The organism is Streptomyces sp. CA-294286, assembly GCF_050947155.1.
GTDB lineage: Bacteria > Actinomycetota > Actinomycetes > Streptomycetales > Streptomycetaceae > Streptomyces.
In genome coordinates this window covers 1142451-1163573 of the sequence record NZ_CP192005.1, presented here as the reverse complement: position 1 = coordinate 1163573, position 21123 = coordinate 1142451, and the positions used below count along the sequence as shown (strand labels likewise).

At 73.1% G+C, this 21123-nt stretch carries 15 protein-coding genes; 14 read left to right on the top strand and 1 reads right to left on the bottom strand.

The window, feature by feature from the left end; all coding sequences use genetic code 11:
* Window positions 1-114 precede the first annotated feature (114 nt).
* From ACQPZG_RS09735 to ACQPZG_RS09720, 4 genes are all read left to right on the top strand, one after another.
* Window positions 115-2469: an ATP/GTP-binding protein gene (locus ACQPZG_RS09735; RefSeq protein WP_433545429.1), complete on the top strand. Its 2355-nt coding sequence runs from the start codon at window positions 115-117 to the stop codon at window positions 2467-2469.
* 103 nt (window positions 2470-2572) lie between these two features.
* On the top strand, window positions 2573-4165 hold the full coding sequence (locus tag ACQPZG_RS09730) for a PucR family transcriptional regulator (RefSeq protein WP_433545428.1): 1593 nt from the start codon (window positions 2573-2575) through the stop codon (window positions 4163-4165).
* 369 nt (window positions 4166-4534) lie between these two features.
* Entirely contained in the window at window positions 4535-5986 is a 1452-nt protein-coding gene (locus tag ACQPZG_RS09725; RefSeq protein ID WP_433545427.1) for an aldehyde dehydrogenase family protein, read from the top strand.
* A 115-nt stretch (window positions 5987-6101) separates the two neighbouring features.
* On the top strand, window positions 6102-7379 hold the full coding sequence (locus ACQPZG_RS09720) for an ROK family transcriptional regulator (protein WP_433545426.1): 1278 nt from the start codon (window positions 6102-6104) through the stop codon (window positions 7377-7379).
* Window positions 7380-7531: 152 nt separating this feature from the next.
* Here ACQPZG_RS09720 and xylA read toward each other — a convergent pair whose 3' ends face one another.
* Complete coding sequence (gene xylA / locus ACQPZG_RS09715) at window positions 7532-8701, bottom strand: xylose isomerase (protein WP_433545425.1); 1170 nt, start codon at window positions 8699-8701, stop codon at window positions 7532-7534.
* Between the two features lie 207 nt (window positions 8702-8908).
* On the opposite strand from xylA, the gene xylB reads away from it, so the two are divergent.
* From xylB to ACQPZG_RS09665, 10 genes are all read left to right on the top strand, one after another.
* Complete coding sequence (gene xylB, locus ACQPZG_RS09710; RefSeq protein ID WP_433545424.1) at window positions 8909-10411, top strand: xylulokinase; 1503 nt, start codon at window positions 8909-8911, stop codon at window positions 10409-10411.
* Between the two features lie 157 nt (window positions 10412-10568).
* Complete coding sequence (locus tag ACQPZG_RS09705) at window positions 10569-12527, top strand: acyl-CoA dehydrogenase family protein (RefSeq protein ID WP_433545423.1); 1959 nt, start codon at window positions 10569-10571, stop codon at window positions 12525-12527.
* Between the two features lie 73 nt (window positions 12528-12600).
* Complete coding sequence (locus ACQPZG_RS09700; protein WP_433545422.1) at window positions 12601-13344, top strand: hypothetical protein; 744 nt, start codon at window positions 12601-12603, stop codon at window positions 13342-13344.
* Window positions 13345-13382: 38 nt separating this feature from the next.
* Window positions 13383-13703 carry a hypothetical protein gene (locus tag ACQPZG_RS09695; RefSeq protein WP_433545421.1) on the top strand — a complete coding sequence of 107 codons (321 nt, stop codon included), beginning with the start codon at window positions 13383-13385 and terminating at the stop codon, window positions 13701-13703.
* A gap of 133 nt (window positions 13704-13836) precedes the next feature.
* The gene (dxr, locus tag ACQPZG_RS09690; protein ID WP_433545420.1) at window positions 13837-15102 is read left to right on the top strand and encodes a 1-deoxy-D-xylulose-5-phosphate reductoisomerase; all 1266 of its coding nucleotides are present in this window, start codon (window positions 13837-13839) and stop codon (window positions 15100-15102) included.
* Window positions 15099-16400 carry a M50 family metallopeptidase gene (locus ACQPZG_RS09685; RefSeq protein WP_433545419.1) on the top strand — a complete coding sequence of 434 codons (1302 nt, stop codon included), beginning with the start codon at window positions 15099-15101 and terminating at the stop codon, window positions 16398-16400. The genes dxr and ACQPZG_RS09685 overlap by 4 nt, the downstream gene beginning before the upstream one ends.
* Before the next feature lie 169 nt (window positions 16401-16569).
* A complete protein-coding gene (gene ispG, locus ACQPZG_RS09680; protein WP_433545418.1) occupies window positions 16570-17724 on the top strand; it encodes a flavodoxin-dependent (E)-4-hydroxy-3-methylbut-2-enyl-diphosphate synthase in 1155 nt (384 codons plus the stop codon).
* A 134-nt stretch (window positions 17725-17858) separates the two neighbouring features.
* Window positions 17859-18701, top strand: coding sequence for a GNAT family N-acetyltransferase (locus ACQPZG_RS09675; protein WP_433549333.1), 843 nt, complete (start codon window positions 17859-17861; stop codon window positions 18699-18701).
* Between the two features lie 32 nt (window positions 18702-18733).
* A complete protein-coding gene (locus ACQPZG_RS09670; protein ID WP_433545417.1) occupies window positions 18734-19336 on the top strand; it encodes an N-acetyltransferase family protein in 603 nt (200 codons plus the stop codon).
* A 35-nt stretch (window positions 19337-19371) separates the two neighbouring features.
* The gene (locus tag ACQPZG_RS09665) at window positions 19372-21069 is read left to right on the top strand and encodes a proline--tRNA ligase (protein ID WP_433545416.1); all 1698 of its coding nucleotides are present in this window, start codon (window positions 19372-19374) and stop codon (window positions 21067-21069) included.
* Window positions 21070-21123: the final 54 nt, after the last annotated feature.

Below are 21123 nucleotides of genomic sequence, written 5' to 3'. Positions count from 1 at the left end.
GTACGGACATAGCGGGCCCACGGCGTGCGGGAACGGCGCGACGGCGGGTCCGGCCACTAGATTGGCCGCCTGTGGGCAGGACGTACAGCTGGTTCGTGGGGACGAGGGGCACACATGAACACCGGTGACAGGCACGACGGAGCGCACACCACCCGGGCCGCGGGCCCGGTGCCGCGCCCGGCCGGGCCACCGCCGCCGGACCTGCCGCCCGTGCCGCAGGCCGCCCCGCCGCTGTCCCCGGTCGAGGACTGGCTGACCACGCCCCGCCCGGACGCGGAGCCCGGCTACTGGAGGCTCGGCCACCGGCCGCGCCCCGAGCAGCCCGCACAGGACGGGGCCAGTGACCGCTCCCTGATGGTCGGCGCGGTCATCTCGCTCCTGTCCGGGCTGCTGATCTGGTCGCTGTGGTGGAACAACTACATCCCGTACTGGCTCGTCCCGATGAAGCTCGTCACCCCCAGCGACTGGTGGAACGCGGGGATGTACGGCGGCCCCAGGACCCCGGAGGCCTCGGACGGCGTCGTCGTCTACACGGGGATCTTCGGGGCGCTCCTCATCTACTGGTTCGGCCGTCTCGGCAACTGGACGGAGGTCTTCCGGCGCTTCGTCCGAAGCCGCGAGCAGCCCTTCCGGGCGCTGACCGCCGCCTCGCTCGCCTTCCTGGTGCAGGTGCTGGTGTGGACGCGGAACCTCCCGGTGCTCGACCCGGTGCTCATCCTGCTGCCCGACGCCTGGCTCGGCGGCGGCGGCAACCGGCTCGTGGCCACCCTCGTCAACTACGCCGTCTACGCGGGGATCACCGTCGCCCTGCTCTGGCCCTTCGCCAGGATGGGCGGCTGGGCGGGCGCGCTGCGCCGTACCGCCGCCGCGCAGCCGCCCCCGCTGCCCGCGCACCCCGCCGCCGACCCCGCCCGCTGGCCCGAGCTGCGCGCGGCCGGTGAACGGGAGGCCGCCGACCTGCTCACCGCCGAGGTGCGCGGAGGGCGGATGAACGACGTCGACCTCGTACGGATCAAGCGGGCCTGGGCGGCCGTCGGCGACGACCCCGAGCGCCGCGCCCTCTTCGCCGCCACCGTCCGGCGCGACGGCGCCGCCGCCTTCACCCACCCCTCGGGCGCCCGCGACCTGCCGCACCGCACCGCCCGCCACGACCTGCTCACCGGCCAGGTCCGCGTCGGCCACTACGTCGACGGCGACCCCAACCCCTACCGGCGCGGCGGCGCGGGCACCGCCCTCGAACCCGCCGTCCTCGGCACCTCGCTGCTCGCCGTCGGGCCGCCGGGCGCGGGCAAGACCGACCGGCTGACCGTCCCCGTCGTCGAGTCCCTCGCCCTCCAGGCGCTCGCCGGGAAGTGCAGCGTGATCGTCGTGTGCGCCGCCGGGGCCGACCCCCTCGGCGACGGGACCTACGACGTCGTGGTCAAGGTCGGCGACCCGCGCTCGGTCCACGACCTCGACCTGTACGGCGGCACCACCGACGCCGAAGCCGCCTCCACCGTCCTGGCCGAGGGCCTGGTCGGCGACCTCGACGCCGCCGACACCGGGCGGGCCGCGACCGCCCTCGCCCAGCTCATCGGCCCCTACCGGGAGGTGCACGGCCGCTTTCCGGGCGTGCCCGAGCTGTACGAACTCCTGCGCGGCGACCCGGCCGCTCTCCAGCGCCTGGCCGCCGAGCTGGACGCGGCGGGAGCTTCGGCGATGCTGCGGGACCTGTCCTCCCGGGTCCGCCAGATGGGTACCGCCGCCGACCCCTGCCCCGCCCTCGCCGACCGGCTCGCCCTCCTGGACCGGCCCGCCTTCGCCGACTTCTTCGACACGTCCGAAGCGGCCCGCCCGTTCTCCCTGCGCGCGCTCCAGCACCACCCGATGCGGGTCCGCGTCGAACTGCCCGAGCCCGGCCACGCGGAGGCGTCCCGGCTGCTCGCCCGGCTGCTGCTGGCCCAGTTCCTGCTGTCCGTCACCACCCGCGCCGACCGCTCGCTGTTCAGCTGCCTGGTCCTGGACGACGCGACGGCCACGCTGACCGCCGAGACCGTACGCGGAGTGAGCCGTCTGCGCTCCGCCCACGCGGGCGTCGTGCTGAACCTCCGTACCGTCGACGACGTACCCGAGCCGCTGCACATCCCGCTGCTCGGCGCGGTCGGCTGCCACATGGCGTTCGCCGGAGTCAGCACCTGGGACGGGCGGCGCTTCACCGAGGCGTGGGGGACCGAGTGGGTGGAGACCAAGGAGGTCGCGCAGCACACCGTCTTCGCCCACCAGCCGCTGACCCGGGCCCTGCACGCCCTGCGCAAACTCGTCACCGGCAAGGCGGTCGTCACCAACGCGGTCACCATCAAGAAGGTGGAACGGGAACGCTGGTCGGCCTCGGAACTCGCGCGCGGGGTGCCCGCCGGACACGCGGTGCTGTCGCTGACGACGGTACGGGGCGAGCACGCGCCGCCGCTGCTGGTGGACCTGCGCGACTGAGCAACCTCGCGGAGACGCGCGCCTTACGTACGTCCTGGCAGAATCGGAGGAGCCGTTCGTACGGGACGGCACACTTCCCTCCCGGAGAAGGTCCCCCGCACTGATGCCGCCCACCCTTGCCTCCCTCGTCCACCACACCGCGCTCAAGCTCGTCGTGCGCGCCGGGGAGGACCGGCTGGAGACCCCGGTGCGCTGGGCGCACGTCAGCGAGCTGGCCGACCCCGTCCCCTACATGGAGGGCGGCGAACTCCTCCTGATCACCGCCATGAAGCTCGACGCCGAGGACCCGGAGGCGATGCGCCGGTACGTGCGCAGGCTGGCCGGCGCCGGAGTCGTCGGCCTGGGCTTCGCGGTGGGAGTCAGCTACGACGAGATCCCGCAGGCCCTGCTCGCCGCGGCCGAGGCCGAGGACTTCCCCCTCCTGGAGGTACCGCGCCGCACCCCCTTCCTGGCCATCTCCAAGGCGGTCTCGGCCGCCATCGCGGCCGACCAGTACCGCGCCGTCACGGCCGGCTTCGAGGCCCAGCGCGAACTGACCAGGGCGGCCCTGGCGGGCCCCGCCGACCTCGTCGCCAGACTGGCCGCGCACGTCGACGGCTGGGCGGCCGTCTACGACGCGTCCGGCGCGGTCGTCGCGGCGGCCCCCGACTGGGCGGGCCGCCGCGCCGCCCGCCTCACCGCCGACGTCGAACGGCTCCGGGAACGGCCCGCACCGGCCAGCGCGGTGGTCGGCGGGGCCAGTGGCGACGACGACGGCGCGGACGACCGGGTCGAGCTCCAGTCGCTGGGGGCGGGCCGGCGGGCGCGCGGCGCCCTCGCCGTCGGCACGGCGGCCCCGCTGGGGACGGCGGAGCGGTACGCGGTGCACTCCGCGATCGCCCTCCTCACCCTGACCACCGAGCGGACCCGGGCCCTCCAGGCGGCCGAGGCGCGGCTGGGCGCAGCCGTCCTGCGCATGCTGCTCGCCGGGGAACCCGACCACGCCCGCGCGGTGGCGGGCGACCTCTACGGCAGCCTGCTGGACGCCCCCTTCCGCATCCTCATCGCCGAAGCGGCCGGTGAGGGCACGGACGGCGCGGAGCCCCTCCAGGCCCTCGTCGACGCCCTCGAATCGGCGGCGGCGCGGGCGGGCGAGGCCGTCCTCGTCGTGCCGGACGGGACCCGGGTGGTGATCCTCGCGGCCGACGGCGGCGAGGCGGTCGCCGCGTGCACCCTGCACACGGCGGTACGGCGCGGGGACGCGGCCCGGCCCCTGGAACCGGCCGAGGCGGACGACCTCGTCGTCGGACTGTCCGCCCCCGCCGGGCCGATCGCCGCCGCGACCGCCTTCAAGCAGGCGGAACAGGCGCTGTCGGTGGCGCGGCGGCGAGGACGCGCGCTCGTCGAGCACGAAGAGCTGGCGACCGGCTCGGTGCTGCCCCTCCTGGCGGACGACGCGGTCCGCGCCTTCGCGGACGGAATGCTGCGGGCGTTGCACGAGCACGACGCGACCGGGCGCGGCGACCTCGTCGCCTCGCTGCGGGCGTGGCTGTCGAGGCACGGCCAGTGGGATGCGGCAGCGGCCCAGCTGGGGGTGCACCGGCACACGCTGCGGTACCGGATGCGCAGGGTCGAGGAGATCCTCGGGCGCTCCTTGGACGATCCGGACGTGCGGATGGAGCTGTGGCTGGCGCTGAAGGCGACAGGGGGGCAGTAGGGCGCCGTGGTGTGCGGGGCGTGGACGTGCGGGGGCGTGGGCGTACGTCGGGGCGGCGGTGCGTGGGGTGTGGGGGTGCACCTCCGGGGGAGAGCCGCCCCCTTGCCCGCCCTCCACCGACACTCGGCTTCGCTCGTGCAGCGAGCTGCCCCCGCGCCTCCGGGGGCTGACGTGGGGGGCGGCCCCGCACCCCGAGCGGGCTGCACGTCGGGCGGCCCCGCTGCCCGAGGGAGCTCACGGGGTGCCAATACGGAGCCTCGGTACGGGGCAACACTCCACGCCGGACAAGCGACGGCGCTCCGCCCCCGTCCTACGGTGGGACCCGTAAACCCTCAGTCCCCCCACCTCTCGGAAGGGCCGGAACCCCCTATGACTTCCACTTCCACCCACGCCTTCTGGCTCGCCGGCCGCCAGGCCACCGGCGACGAGACCTTCGACGTCACGTCCCCGTGGGACGGCCGGACCGTCGGCACGGTGGCCGTGCCGACCGACGCGCAGGTCGAGGAGGCCGTGGCCGCCGCGTACGCCGTCAAGGACGAGTTCGCCGCGACCCCCGCGCACGTGCGCGCCGCCGCCCTCCACCACGTCGCCGACCGGCTCGGCGAGCGCACCGAGGAGATCGCCCAGCTGATCTCCGCCGAGAACGGCAAGCCGATCAAGTGGGCCCGCGGCGAGGTCGGCCGCGCGGTGTCGGTCTTCCGGTTCGCCGCCGAGGAGGCCCGCCGCTTCAACGGCGGCGAGGCCCAGCGCCTCGACACGGACGCGGGCGGCGTCGGCCGGCTCGCGCTGACCCGCCGCTTCAGCCGCGGCGTCGTCCTCGGCATCGCGCCGTTCAACTTCCCGCTCAACCTGTGCGCCCACAAGGTGGCCCCCGCGCTCGCCGTCGGTGCGCCGATCATCCTGAAGCCCGCCCCTGCGACGCCGCTGTCCGGTCTGATCCTGGGCGAGCTGCTCGCCGAGACCGACCTTCCGGCCGGTTCCTGGTCGGTGCTGACGGTCGCGAACGACAAGATGCCCGCCCTGGTCCAGGACGAGCGTCTGCCGGTCATCTCCTTCACGGGCTCCGACAAGGTCGGCTACGCGATCATGGACTCCGTCCCGCGCAAGCACTGCACCCTGGAGCTCGGCGGCAACGGCGCGGCCGTCGTCCTCGACGACTTCTCCTCGGAGGAGGACCTGGAGTGGGCCGCGACCCGTATCGCGACCTTCTCCAACTACCAGGGCGGCCAGTCCTGCATCTCCGTGCAGCGCGTGATCGCGGACGCCTCGGTCTACGACCGCCTGGTCCCGAAGATCGTCGCGGCCGTCGAGGCCCAGGTCACCGGCGACCCCTCGGACGCCGCCACCGAGGTGGGCCCGCTGGTCGACGAGAACGCCGCCAAGCGCGTCGAGTCCTGGGTGGACGAGGCCGTGGAGGCCGGCGCCCGGCTCCTCACCGGCGGCAAGCGCGACGGCGCGTCCTACGCCCCCACCGTCCTCGCGGACCTGCCCGCCGACGTCACCCTCTCCTGCGAGGAGGTCTTCGGCCCGGTCCTGTCCGTGCAGAAGGTCGACGGAGAGAAGGAGGCATTCGAGGCCGTCAACTCCTCGAAGTACGGACTCCAGGCGGGCTTGTTCACCCACGACATCCAGGCGGCCTTCCGCGGGCACCGCGCCCTGGAGGTCGGCGGCGTGATCGTCGGCGACGTTCCGTCCTACCGGGCCGACCAGATGCCGTACGGCGGCGTCAAGCAGTCCGGCGTCGGCCGCGAGGGCGTCCGCTACGCGATGGACGACTACACGTACGAGCGCGTCATGGTCCTCACGGGCATCGACCTGTAGGCGGCGCGGCGGGAACGTCCCGCGGGAAGCAGCCCGGGGACCGTACCGGGACCGCCCGCGGAAAATTCCACAGCGGGTGAACCCGCCCGGGGAGGCCAGTAGGCTCGTCAGCACCATGACGATCAGCCCACCGGCCTCCCCTTCTGGTTCCGCCGCGCACTCCGGGAAGCCGCCCGCGCCGCGCTCCCTCGGCGCCAAGGCCGACAAGGACACCGTGCGGCGCAGCAACCTCAGCCTCGTGCTGCGTGCCGTGCACGACACGGGGGAGAGCACCCGCGCCCAGGTCGCGGCCCGGGTGGGGCTGACCAGGGCGGCCGTGTCCTCGCTCGTCGAGCAACTGCTGGAGGGCGGGTTCCTCGCCGAGTACGGCAAGACGTTCAGCGGGCAGGCGGGTCGTCCCGGCACGGTGCTGAAGGTGGCCCGCACCGGGGTCGCCGGGATCGGTGTCGAGATCAACGTCGACTACCTCGCCGTGTGCGTCGTCGACCTCGCGGGCACCGACCGGGTCCGGCTCACCGAGCACCTCGACAACCGCACGAGGCGGCCCTCCGACGTCCTGTGCCGGGTGGCGGAGCTCGCCCTGCGTGCCATCGACTCCGCGGCTGCGCAGGAACTGCGCCCGGTCGGCGTGCAGTTGGCGCTCCCCGGTCTGATCTCCGAGGGCACCGTCCGGCACGCCCCCAACCTGGGGTGGAACGACATCACCGTCGTCAGCCGCTTCCACCGGATCCTCGCCGTGGAGCGCCGCCCCCTCCCGCCCCTGCCGGTCAGCGCGGACAACGAGGCCAACCTCGCGGCACTCGCCGAACTGTGGTTCGGGGACCCGCAGGAGACCCCCCGTTCCTTCCTCTACCTCAGCGGCGAGGTCGGGGTGGGCGGCGCACTCGTCCTCGGCGGCGGACTCCTGCGCGGGGCACACGGGTTCGCCGGGGAGATCGGGCACGTCGTGGCACAGGCCGACGGCCCGCCGTGCCGCTGCGGAGCGCGCGGCTGCCTCGAACAGTACGCGGGCCAGCGCGCCCTGCTGCGCAACGCCGGCCTCGACGAGGACGCGGGCGTCCCCGGCGTCGAAGAACTCGAACGCCGGGCGCTGGACGAGGACGGCCCCGCCCTCACCGCCCTGTACACGGCGGGCGAGAAGCTGGGCCTGGTCCTGTCCGGGGCGGTGAACCTGATCGACCCGGAGGCGGTGGTGCTGGGCGGCGCCTACCGGGGGCTCGCGGAGTGGCTCGTCCCCGCGGCGGAGGCGGTGCTCGCCGAGCGGGTGGTGTCCGGCCTGTGGCGCGTCGGCTCCGGCCGGGTGCGCGCCGCCTCCCTGTGCACGGACGCGGCCCGGGGCGCCGCCGCCCAGGCCGTCCAGGCGGTACTGAACGACCCGCTGGCGTACGCCTAGCGGGCGGTCGGCGTACGCAGGCGCCGACTCGCCGACCGGGCGGCGTCCACGCACGCCACCACGGCGGCCTCGCCCGGAACGAGCCGCTGCGTCCCGGCCGGGCGGGCGGCAGCGTTTTCCGGAGGGTGTCGGGATCGCGGGCGGCCCCGGCGTCACCGCACCGCGAGCAGGTGCTCCATCGCCAACTGGTCGAGACGCTCGAAGGCCATCGACCGCTCGGCCGCCGCGGTCACGTCGAAGTCCTCGTAGGCGCCGCGGTCCGCGAGCAGCCCGGAAAGGCCGTCCTCCGCCGTCGGCTGCGCCAGCTCGTGCAGCCGCGAGTCCCGCAGCGCCTGCCGCACCGCCGGGTCGGCACGGAAGGCCGCCGCCCGCTCCCTGAGGATCAGGTAGTTGCGCATGCAGCCGGCCGCCGACTCCCACACGCCGTCGAAGCCGTCCGTGCGGACCGGCTTGAAGTCGAAGTGGCGCGGCCCCTCGTACCCGGCCGTCTCCAGCAGGTCCACCAGCCAGAACGCCTGGCGCAGATCGCCCGCGCCGAAGCGGAGGTCCTGGTCGTACTTGATCCCGCTCTGGCCGTTGAGGTCGATGTGGAACAGCTTCCCGGCCCACAGCGCCTGCGCGATGCCGTGCGGGAAGTTGAGGCCCGCCATCTGCTCGTGCCCGGTCTCGGGGTTGACACCCACCAGCTCCGGCCGCTCCAGGCGCTCGATGAACGCCAGGGCGTGACCGATCGTCGGCAGGAGGATGTCGCCGCGCGGCTCGTTGGGCTTGGGCTCGATGGCGAAGCGCAGGTCGTAGCCCTGCTCCGTGACGTAGTCGCCCAGCAGGTCGAAGGCCTCCTTCATCCGGTCCAGGGCGACGCGCACGTCCTTGGCCCCGCCGGACTCGGCGCCCTCCCGGCCGCCCCACGCCACGTACGTGGTGGCGCCGAGCTCCACGGCCAGGTCGATGTTGCGCAGCGTCTTGCGCAGTGCGAAGCGCCGCACGTCGCGGTCGTTGGCGGTGAAGCCGCCGTCCTTGAACACGGGGTGCGTGAAGAGGTTCGTGGTCGCCATCGGCACCTTCATGCCGGTCGCGTCCAGCGCCTGCCGGAACCGCTTGACGAGGGCCTCGCGCTCGCCGTCGCCCGCCCCGAACGGGATCAGGTCGTCGTCGTGGAAGGTCACCCCGTACGCCCCGAGGTCCGCGAGCCTGCGCACCGACTCGACCGGGTCGAGCGCGGGCCGGGTCGCATCGCCGAAGGGATCGCGCCCCTGCCAGCCGACGGTCCACAGACCGAAGGTGAACCTGTCGCCGGGGGTGGGGGAGTAGCGCTCCGTCATGCCGACACCTTTGTCCTCGGGGTGATGCTCACCAATTTGTTTGTTGACATGACGAATACTGCACGAGTGGGCGGTGGAAGACCAGGGCCGGTGCGTTCCGCTCCTGGGCGCACGCATTTGTTCTGTGTACGATCCAAGCCGCCCTACCCGCCCGGCACCGCGCTCCTTCCGCCCGCACCCCCCACCGCACCCGAGGAGTTCCCCCCGATGGCAACCGCCCCGCACGCCCCCGTCGTCATCGGCGTGGACAGCTCCACCCAGTCCACCAAGGCCGCCGTCGTCGACGCGGGGAGCGGCCGCATCCTGGGGCTCGGCCGCGCCCCGCACACCGTCACCGGCACCGACGGAGCCCGCGAGAGCGACCCCGAGCAGTGGTGGCGGGCGCTCGGCGACGCCGTCGCCGCCGCGCTCCGGGCAGCGGGCGTACGGCAGGACCGGATCAGCGCCCTCGCGGTGGCCGGTCAGCAGCACGGCCTCGTCGCCCTGGACGCCCACGGCCGCCCGCTGCGCCCCGCGGTCCTGTGGAACGACACCCGTTCCGCCCCCCAGGCCGCCCACCTCGCCGACGCCCGCGGCCCGGACTGGTGGCTGGCCCGCACCGGCTCCGTCCCCGTCGCCTCGATCACCGCCACCACCTGGCAGTGGCTGCGCGAGAACGAGCCGCACCTCGCCGCCGCCACCGCCGCGGTGCGCCTCCCGCACGACTACCTCACCGAACGCCTCACGGGCGTCGCCGCCACCGACCCCGGCGACGCCTCCGGCACCGGCTGGTACTCCACCGCCGACGGCGCGTACGACCCGGAGATCCTCCAGCTCCTCGGCCTCGACGGGAAGCTGCTGCCCGAGGTCGCCCCCACCGGCGCCACCCGCGTCGGCACCCTCACCCCGCAGGCCGCCGCGGCCCTGGGCCTGCCCGCAGGGCTCCCCGTCGCCGCCGGGACCGGCGACAACATGGCCGCCGCCGTGGGACTGGGCCTCGGCGGCGAAGGACTCCTCGACCACCCCGTCGTCTCCCTCGGCACCTCCGGCACCGTCTTCGCCGCCACCCGCGCCCGCCCCATGAGCCCCGGCATCAACGGCTTCGCCGCCGCCGACGGCACCCATCTCCCCCTCGGCTGCACCCTCAACTGCACCCTCGCCGTCGACAGGGTCGCCGACCTGCTGCGCCTGGACCGCGAGGACGCCGCCCCCGGCGAAGGGGCCGTCCTCCTGCCGTACCTCGACGGCGAACGCACCCCCGACCTGCCGCACGCCAGCGGCCTGCTCACCGGCCTGCGCCACGCCACCACCCCCCAGCAGATCCTCGGCGCGGCCTACGAGGGCGCCGCCTTCACCGTCCTGCGCGCCCTCGACGAACTCCTCGCCGCCTGCGGCGCCGACCCGCACGCCCCGGACGTCGCCTCCCGCCCCCTGCGCCTCATCGGCGGCGGAGCGCAGGGCCGGACCTGGGTGAACACCGTCCGCCGCCTCTCCGGCCGCCCCGTGGTCCTGCCCGCCGCCACCGAACTGGTCGCCCTGGGCGCCGCCGCCCTCGCCGCCGGAGCGGCCACCGGCGCGGACCCGGTCGCCGTCGCCGTCGGCTGGGGAGCCGACAAGGGCACCGAACTCCCCCCGCTCACCAGGGACTCGGCAGCCTGGGACCGCATCGACGGCGTGCTCCGGCAGGCCGCGCGGAGCTGGACCGCGCCCCCCGCGGCCGACCGGCCGTAGGGCGAGCGCGCGGGGCGAGGGCTGTGCGAGGACTGGTGGCGACGGGCGCGATGGGGTACATACGATCGGGTAGCACCGGTCGGTAGCCGTACCGGCAGATCGCTGCGGTACGCAGTCGTCCGGGCCCTTGATCCCGACTCGCGGCGAGGTGAGCCTCATGTCCGCACCACACGCGCACCACGAGCCCCAAGGTCAGCCCAAAGTCACCGAACGCGAAGCCCGCCGGGTCGCGGAGGACGCCCGCGAGCAGGACTGGCGCAAACCGAGCTTCGCCAAGGAACTCTTCCTCGGGCGCTTCCGCCTCGACCTCATCCACCCGCATCCGATGCCGCCGTCCGAGGACGCCGAGCGCGGCGAGGCCTTCCTCGCGAAGCTCCGCGTCTTCTGCGAGAACGAGATCGACGGCGCCCGCATCGAGCGCGAGGACCGCATCCCCGACGAGACGGTCAACGGGCTCAAGGAGCTCGGCGCGCTCGGCATGAAGATCGACCGGAAGTACGGAGGACTGGGCCTCACCCAGGTGTACTACAACAAGGCGCTCGCCCTGGTGGGCTCCGCCAGCCCCGCCATCGGCGCGCTGCTCTCCGCACACCAGTCCATCGGCGTGCCGCAGCCGCTGAAACTGTTCGGCACCCAGGAACAGAAGGACGCGTTCCTGCCCCGGCTGGCCCGCACCGACATCTCCGCGTTCCTGCTCACCGAGCCGGACGTCGGCTCCGACCCGGCACGGCTCGCCACCTCCGCCGTACCGGACGGCGACGACGCGTACGTCCTCGACGGCGTGAAGCTGTGGACCACCAACGGCGTCGTCGCCGACCTCCTCGTCGTGATGGCCCGGGTACCGAAAACCGACGGGAACAAGGGCGGCATCACCGCGTTCGTCGTCGAGGCCGACTCCCCGGGCATCACCGTCGAGCACCGCAACGCCTTCATGGGCCTGCGCGGCCTGGAGAACGGCGTCACCCGCTTCCACCAGGTCCGCGTCCCCGCCGCCAACCGCATCGGACCCGAGGGGGCGGGGCTCAGGATCGCGCTGACGACGCTGAACACCGGCCGCCTCTCGCTGCCCGCCATGTGCGTCGGCGCGGGCAAGTGGTGCCTGAAGATCGCCCGCGAGTGGTCCGCGGTCCGCGAGCAGTGGGGCAAACCGGTCGCCCACCACGAGGCCGTCGGCTCGAAGATCTCCTTCATCGCCGCCACCACCTTCGCCCTGGAAGCCGTCCTCGACCTGTCCTCGCAGATGGCCGACGAGGACCGCAACGACATCCGCATCGAAGCGGCGCTCGCCAAGCTGTACGGCTCCGAGATGGCCTGGCTGATGGCCGACGAACTGGTCCAGATCCGCGGCGGGCGCGGCTTCGAGACCGCCGACTCCCTCGCCGCGCGCGGCGAACGCGCCGTACCCGCCGAGCAGATCCTCCGCGACCTGCGGATCAACCGGATCTTCGAGGGGTCGACGGAGATCATGCACCTGCTCATCGCCCGGGAGGCCGTCGACGCGCACCTGAAGGTGGCCGGCGACATCATCGACCCCGACAAGTCCCTCTCCGACAAGGCGAGGGCGGGCGTGCAGGCGACCGGCTTCTACGCCCGCTGGCTGCCCAAACTGGTCACCGGCCCGGGTCAACTCCCGCGCACCTACAGTGAGTTCCACCCCGAGGGGCACACCGACCTGTCCGGCCACCTGCGCTACGTCGAACGCACCTCCCGCAAACTGGCCCGCTCCACCTTCTACGCGATGTCGCGCTGGCAGGGCCGGATGGAGACCAAACAGGGCTTCCTGGGCCGGATCGTCGACATCGGCGCCGAACTCTTCGCGATGAGCGCGGCCTGCGTGCGCGCCGAACTCCTGCGCACCACCGAGGAGTACGGCCGCGAGGCGTACCAGCTCGCCGACGCCTTCTGCCGGCAGTCCCGCATCCGCACCGAGGAACTCCTGGACCGGCTGTGGACCAACACCGACGACCTCGACCACAAGGTCGTCAAGGGCGTCCTGTCCGGTACCTACACCTGGCTGGAGCGCGGCATCGTCGACCCGAGCGGCGACGGCCCCTGGATCGCCGACGCCACCCCCGGCCCGGCGAAGAACGACAACGTCCACCGCCCCGTCCGCTGAGCGCCCGCCTCCCGGGGCGGGTGAGGGTTCGGAGCGGGTGACACCGCACCTTCCCGTGCCCCACGATGTGCACATGAACAAGGGGTACGGGAAGCACGCGGTGGTACGGACGATGGCCGGGGCGCTCTGCTGCGCGGCGGCCCTGACGGCCTGCGCCGGTTCCGCCGATCTTTCCGGCCCCGCCGACGGCAGGCCCGCATCCGGCCCGCGGCCCCTCACCCAGAGCGCGCTCAACGTCCGCGCACTGAGCCCGGGGGAGGCCGTCGGCCCGTACCGCACCGGCGAGTTCACCGTGTCCGGCGGCCCGTTGAGCGACGGCTACTCGGCCACTCCGTCCGCCTGTCAGCCCCTCGTCGGCCTCACCTCCGTCCGGGGCGGCCCGGTCGCCCAGGTGCACCGCCGGCTCGGCGACCCCGCGAAACCGCAGGGCGTGGCCGTCGCCGTGCAACTGCGCGCGTACGAGGCCGGACGCGCGGCCGAGGTGATGCGGGAGCTGCGCACGGCCGGCGCCGAGTGCCGGGGCGGCTTCGCCGAGAGGCGGGGCAGCACTGCCGGGGACGCGGTCACGGCGAGGTACACGGCCGTGCAGAAGCTGCCCGCCCCGGCCGGGTTCGGCGACGAGGCACAGGCGTACCGGCTGAGCCTGCGCGACGTACGGGACGCCGGGCGCACCACGTACGAGTACCTGACCGTCCTGCGGGACGGCGCGAGCCTCCTGTCCTTCCGGGCCGAGGCGCTGGCGGCGGCCGACCCCGGCGGGGTGCCGAAGGACGTCGTGGACGCCCAGTGGGAAAAGTGGTCCACGACGAGCGAATAGGCACGGGGCCGACGGGGCCGGGTGGCAGACTCACGCCGGTGACAGGCGACGCCCGGCAACCCCCGCGCACACCCGACGGCCGGTACATCGTGGTGAACGGCAGACGCTGGCGGGCGACCGACCCCCGCGTTCCGGAAGAGGCCGGCGCCCGGCTGCGCTCGCACCTCATGGCCGCCCGCCGTGCCGTCGCCGCCGCCCACCGGGCCGAGGACCCCGAGGCCGAACGCGCCGCACGGGCCCGCGTACAGACCGCGAAGGTCGCCCTCGGTGAGCGCGGCACCCCCTGGTGGGAGCAGAGCGAAGCCGAGCGCCGGGCCCGCTGGGAAGAGGGGCTGGCGGCACTGGACGCGCAGAGCTGAGCGCCGGGCCGGGCCGCTCGCGCCACCGCGCACGACGAGAACCGGCCATCGGCCGCGGCGGGCGACGGCCGGGAAGCGACCCGTGCGGGGGATCCCTGTCCACCGGCCCCCGCGCGCGGGACACAATGGGGGGATGACCGACAGTCCAGCCCCCCTCGCCGACCCGCACCTCCGCTACGGAGCCGTGACCGAAGGGCCGCGCGACGTCGTCGTCCTCGGCTCCACCGGCTCCATCGGCACCCAGGCCATCGACCTGGTCCTGCGCCATCCCGACCGCTTCCGGATCACCGCCCTCTCGGCGGCCGGCTCCCAGGTCGGCCTGCTCGCCGACCAGGCGCGGCAGCTTCGGGTACGCGCGGTCGCGGTCGCCCGCGAGGAGGCCGTGCCCGCGCTGCGCGAGGCACTGGAGGAGCGGTACGGCAGCGACCCGCTTCCCGAGATCCTGGCCGGCCCGGACGCCGCCAGCCACCTCGCCGCGTCCGACTGCCACACCGTCCTCAACGGCATCACGGGCTCCATCGGTCTCGCCCCCACGCTCGCCGCCCTCGAAGCGGGCCGCACCCTCGCCCTCGCCAACAAGGAGTCGCTGATCGTCGGCGGCCCCCTGGTGAAGGCCCTCGCGAAGCCGGGCCAGATCATCCCCGTCGACTCCGAACACGCCGCCCTCTTCCAGGCGCTGGCCGGCGGCAAGCGCAGCGACGTGCGCAAGCTCGTCGTCACCGCCTCCGGCGGCCCGTTCCGCGGCCGTACCCGGGCGGAGCTGGCGGGCGTCACCCGTGAGGACGCGCTCGCCCACCCCACCTGGGCGATGGGCCCCGTCATCACGGTCAACTCCGCGACCCTCGTCAACAAGGGCCTGGAGGTCATCGAGGCGCACCTCCTCTACGACATCCCCTTCGACCGCATCGAGGTCGTCGTCCACCCCCAGTCCTACGTCCACTCCATGGTGGAGTTCATCGACGGCTCCACCCTGGCCCAGGCCACCCCGCCGGACATGCGCGGCCCCATCGCGCTCGGCATCGGATGGCCCGAACGGGTACCCGACGCGGCCCCCGCCTTCGACTGGTCCAAAGCCTCCACCTGGGAGTTCTTCCCGCTGGACACCGAGGCCTTCCCCTCCGTGGGACTCGCCCGCCACGTCGGAGAACTCGCGGGCACGGCCCCGGCGGTGTTCAATGCCGCGAACGAGGAATGCGTCGACGCGTTCCTCGCAGGACGGCTGCCCTTCACGGGAATCGTGGATACGGTCGCTGACGTGGTCGCCGAACACGGCACACCCGCTCCGGGAACTTCCCTCACGGTCGCGGACGTCCTGGAAGCAGAGACCTGGGCGCGCACCCGCGCCCGCGAACTGGCAGCCGGCAAGGCAACGAAGGCAACAGCGGAGGCCCGCGCATGACGTCCATCCTGTTGACGGTCCTCGGGATAGTCATCTTCTTCGTCGGGCTGCTCGTCTCGATCGCCTGGCACGAACTCGGCCACCTCTCCACCGCCAAGCTCTTCGGCGTACGGGTGCCGCAGTACATGGTCGGCTTCGGCCCCACCCTCTGGTCGAAGAAGAAGGGCGACACCGAGTACGGCGTCAAGGCCATCCCGCTCGGCGGCTACATCCGCATGATCGGCATGTTCCCGCCCGGCAAGGACGGCCGCATCGAGGCCCGCTCCACCTCGCCGTGGCGCGGCATGATCGAGGACGCCCGTTCGGCCGCGTACGAGGAACTGCAGCCCGGCGACGAGACCCGGCTCTTCTACACGCGCAAGCCGTGGAAGCGCGTCATCGTGATGTTCGCCGGCCCGTTCATGAACCTGATCCTCGCCGTCGCCCTGTTCCTCAGCGTGTTCATGTTCGTCGGCATCAACAAGTCGACGACCACCGTCGAGTCCGTCGTCCCCTGCGTGGTCTCGCAGAGCGACAACCGCGACTGCACGGCTGCGGACAAGCCGTCCCCCGCCAAGGCCGCCGGGCTCCAGCAGGGCGACCGGATCGTCGCCTTCGACGGACAGCCGATCGCCGACTGGGCCACCCTCTCCGACCGGATCCGCGCCACCAAGGGCGCGGCCACCCTCACCGTCGAGCGCGACGGCGAGCAGAAGGTCCTGAACGCCACCCTGACCACCAACAAGGTGCTCAAGAAGGACGCCAACGGCGACCCGGTGAAGGACGAGTACGTCGAGGCCGGCTACCTCGGCTTCGGTCCGGCCAGCGCCACGATCCCGCTCACCTTCACCGAGTCCGTCGACCACATGGGCGTCATCGTCCAGTCCGGTTTCGACTCGCTCCTCGCCCTGCCGTCCAAGGTCCCCGACCTGTGGAACGCGGCGTTCCTCGGCGAGGAGCGGCAGGCCGACTCCCCGATGGGCGTGGTCGGAGCGGCCCGGGTCGGCGGCGAGATCCTCGGCCTCGGACTGCCGATGGAGAACACCGTCGCGATGATGCTGTTCCTCGTCGCGGGCTTCAACCTCTCCCTGTTCCTGTTCAACATGCTGCCGCTGCTCCCGCTCGACGGCGGCCACATCGCGGGAGCCCTGTGGGAGTCGCTGCGGCGCAACGTGGCGAAGGTGTTCCGGCGGCCCGACCCGGGCCCCTTCGACGTCGCGAAGCTCATGCCGGTCGCGTACGTCGTCGCGGGCCTGTTCATCTGCTTCACCGTGCTGGTGCTGGTCGCGGACGTGGTCAACCCCGTCCGTATCTCCTGACGCACCCGGGGCCCCGGTACGCACCGGGACATCCCGTAACGCTCCATTGAGTGGATTTGTCGACGTGGTGTACTCCGGTCGTGCAGGGTGACGTACGCTCGAAGCCCTGTAAGACCGGAGCCCGCCGATCGTCCCGGGACCTAGATCCACACTTGGGGTTGCACAGCAGATGACTGCAATTTCTCTCGGAATGCCGTCCGTTCCGACGAAGCTCGCCGACCGGAGGGTCAGCCGCAAGATCCAGGTCGGTACCGTGGCGGTCGGCGGGGACGCACCGGTGTCGGTGCAGTCGATGACGACCACCCGGACGTCCGACATCGGCGCGACGCTCCAGCAGATCGCCGAGCTGACCGCGTCCGGCTGCCAGATCGTCCGCGTCGCCTGCCCCACGCAGGACGACGCCGACGCGCTCGCCACCATCGCGCGGAAGTCGCAGATCCCGGTGATCGCCGACATCCACTTCCAGCCGAAGTACGTCTTCGCCGCGATCGACGCCGGCTGCGCGGCCGTCCGCGTCAACCCCGGCAACATCAAGCAGTTCGACGACAAGGTCAAGGAGATCGCGCACGCCGCGCGCGACAGCGGCACCCCGATCCGCATCGGCGTCAACGCGGGCTCCCTCGACGCCCGCCTGCTCAAGAAGTACGGCAAGGCCACCCCGGAAGCCCTCGTGGAGTCCGCCCTGTGGGAAGCCTCCCTCTTCGAGGAGCACGGCTTCGGCGACATCAAGATCTCGGTCAAGCACAACGACCCGGTCGTGATGGTCAACGCCTACCGCCAGCTGGCCGCGCAGTGCGACTACCCGCTGCACCTCGGCGTCACCGAGGCCGGGCCCGCCTTCCAGGGCACCATCAAGTCAGCGGTCGCCTTCGGCGCCCTGCTCTCCGAGGGCATCGGCGACACCATCCGCGTCTCGCTCTCCGCCCCGCCGGTCGAGGAGATCAAGGTCGGCATCCAGATCCTGGAGTCCCTCAACCTCCGCCAGCGCCGCCTGGAGATCGTCTCCTGCCCGTCCTGCGGCCGCGCCCAGGTCGACGTCTACAAGCTCGCCGACCAGGTCAGCGCCGGTCTGGAGGGCATGGAGGTGCCGCTGCGCGTCGCCGTCATGGGCTGCGTCGTCAACGGCCCCGGCGAGGCCCGCGAAGCCGACCTCGGCGTCGCCTCCGGCAACGGCAAGGGCCAGATCTTCGTCAAGGGCGAGGTCATCAAGACCGTCCCCGAGTCGAAGATCGTGGAGACCCTCATCGAAGAGGCGATGAAGATCGCCGAGCAGATGGAGAAGGACGGCATCCCGTCCGGCGAACCCGAGGTCTCCATCAGCTGACCCCGCCGCGTTCCCCGAGGAGCCCCGCCCCGGCATCGACCGGGCGCGGGGCTTTTCCGTCCGGGTGGGTGCTTTCGAACGGCGCGGGTACAGTGCGGAGATCAGCGAATTCGTACCGGTGAGGCCCCCACGTGTTGACGACGACCACCACCCGCGTCCTCGCACCAGCCGATCTGGACGAGGCCATGGCCCTGTTGGAGAGCGAGCCCGTCAACAACGCGTTCGTGACCTCCCGGGTCAGGGTCGCGGGCCTCGACCCGTGGCGGCTCGGCGGCGAGATGTGGGGCTGGTACGAGGGCGGGAGGCTGCGCAGCCTCTGCTACTCCGGCGCCAACCTCGTGCCGATCTGCGCCACCCCCGAGGCGGTACGCGCCTTCGCGGAACGGGCCCGGCGCACCGGCCGCCGCTGCTCCTCGCTCGTCGGCCCCGCCGAGCCCACCGCCGAACTGTGGCGGCTGCTCGAACCCAGCTGGGGCCCGGCCCGCGAGGTCCGCGCCCGCCAGCCGCTCATGGCCGCCGACCGGATGCCCGACGACATCACGCCCGACCCGCTCGTCCGCCGCGTCCGCAAGGACGAGATGGACGTGATCATGCCCGCGTGCGTCGCCATGTTCACCGAGGAGGTCGGCGTCTCCCCGATGGCCGGCGACGGCGGCCTCCTCTACCAGGCCAGGGTCGCCGAACTCGTCGGCGCCGGACGCGCCTTCGCCCGCACGGAGGACGGCAAGGTCGTCTTCAAGGCCGAGATCGGCGCCGTCACCTCCGACGCCTGCCAGATCCAGGGCGTCTGGGTCGCCCCCGAACACCGCGGCCGCGGCCTCTCCGTCACCGGCATGGCCGCCGTCCTGCGGCACGCCCTCGCCGAGGTCGCGCCCGTCGTCAGCCTCTACGTCAACGACTTCAACGCCCCCGCCAGGGCGTCCTACCGCCGGGTCGGTTTCCGCGAGGTCGGCGAGTTCATGAGCGTCCTGTTCTGAGGCGCGGACGCCGCGGCGGCTAGGGTGCGGCCATGACGGATGACGTACGGGTCGGCCCCCTCGACCTCGCCGCCCACGTGGACGAGGCGCTCGCCGTGCAGGCGGTCGCCTTCGGGCTCGGCGCGGACGAGGTGGGGGTACGCCGCCACATCGTCCTGCGCCACATGACGAACCCCGGGGCGCGGGCGCTCGGCGCGACGACGCCCGACGGACGGCTCGTCGGGTTCGTGTACGGGATGCCGAACGACCGCACGCACTGGTGGTCGACCGTCGTCGAGCCGTACCTGCGCCGGTACGACCGGGACGGGTGGCTCGACGACTCCTTCGTCATCACCGAACTGCACGTCCACCCGGACTTCCAGGCGCGGGGGGTGGGGCGGTCCCTGATCACGGCCCTCACCGACGGTGCCGCGGAGCCGCGGTCGATCCTCTCCGCGATCGACATCGAGAGTCCGGCGCGGGCGCTGTACCGGTCGCTGGGGTACACGGACCTCGCCCAGCAGGTCCTCTTTCCGAGCGCGCCGCGCCCGTACGCGGTGATGGGCGCGCGGTTGCCGCTGCGTCGCCGCGCGCGGCCCGGCGACGGACCGGCCCCCTCCGTAACCGATTTCCGCCCGCCCCCACCCCCCGGCTAACCTCCTGACATCACCCTTCCGAGCAGGAGTTCACCATGGCCCAGGTCCAGCGCATGTCCCGTTTGATGGTCAAGACATTGCGCGACGACCCGGCGGACGCCGAGACCCTCAGCCACAAGCTGCTGGTCCGCGCCGGTTACGTACGTCGCAACGCGGCCGGCATCTGGACCTGGCTGCCGCTCGGCAAGAAGGTCCTGGACAACATCTCGCGCGTCGTGCGCGAGGAGATGGACGCCATCGGCGCGCAGGAGGTGCTGCTGCCCGCCCTCCTGCCCAAGGAGGCGTACGAGGCGTCCGGCCGCTGGGAGGAGTACGGCGACCTGCTCTTCCGCCTCAAGGACCGCAAGGGGGCCGACTACCTCCTGGGCCCCACCCACGAGGAGATCTTCACCCAGACGGTCAAGGACCAGTGCACGTCCTACAAGGACCTGCCGGTGATGCTCTACCAGATCCAGACGAAGTACCGCGACGAGGCCCGCCCCCGCTCCGGCGTCCTGCGCGGCCGCGAGTTCCAGATGAAGGACTCGTACTCCTTCGACACCACCGACGAGGGCCTCGTCGAGTCGTACCGCCTGCACCGCGAGGCGTACATCAAGATCTTCAACCGGCTCGGCCTGGACCACCGCATCGTGTCCGCCGTCTCCGGCGCCATGGGCGGCTCGGCCTCCGAGGAGTTCCTCGCCCCGGCCGCCGCCGGCGAGGACACCTTCGCGGACTGCCCGCACTGCGACTACGCCGCGAACACCGAGGCCGTCACCTTCCCCCTCAAGGCCGTCGAGGGCGTCACGCACCCGGCCGCCGAGGACCTGGACACCCCCGACACCCCCACCATCGAGACGCTCGCCGCACAGCTCGGCGTCGACGCCTCGGCGGCCCTGAAGAACCTCCTGGTCAAGGTGGACGGCGAGATCGTCGCCGTCGGCGTGCCCGGCGACCGCGAGGTCGACCTGGGCAAGCTGGGCGAGCACCTGGCCCCGGCCGTCGTCGAGCTGGTCACCGCCGAGGACTTCGAGGGCCGCGACGACCTCGTGCGCGGCTACGTCGGCCCGCAGGGCCTCGCCAAGGTCCGCTACCTCGCCGACCCCCGCGTGGCCCCCGGCACCGCCTGGATCACCGGCGCCAACAAGGCCGACACGCACGCCAAGAACGTCGTCGTCGGCCGTGACTTCGAGGTCGACGACTACCTCGACGTGGTCGTCGTCGAAGAGGGCGACCCGTGCCCCGCCTGCGGCACCGGCCTCAAGCTGGACCGCGCCATCGAGATCGGCCACATCTTCCAGCTCGGCCGCAAGTACGCCGACACGTTCTCCCTCGACGTGCTGGGCCAGCAGGGCAAGCCGGTCCGCGTGACCATGGGTTCCTACGGCATCGGCGTCTCGCGCGCGGTGGCCGCCCTCGCCGAGCAGTCCGCCGACGAGAAGGGCCTGTGCTGGCCCGCCGAGGTCGCCCCGGCCGACGTGCACGTCGTCGCCGCGGGCAAGGCCCTCCAGACGGAACTGGCCGTCGAGGTCGCCGAGAAGCTGGCGGAAGCGGGCCTGCGCGTCCTGGTCGACGAGCGCCCCGGCGTCTCGCCCGGCGTGAAGTTCACCGACTCCGAGCTGATCGGCGTCCCGAAGATCCTGGTCGCGGGCCGGCGCGCCGCCGACGGCGTCCTGGAGCTGAAGGACCGCCGCACCGGCGAGCGCGAGGAACTGACGGTGGACGAAGCGATCGCCCGCCTGACCGCCCAGTAGCCCGCTACCGGCGCCTCAGTACGGCCGAGGGCCCCGCACCGGCATCCGGTGCGG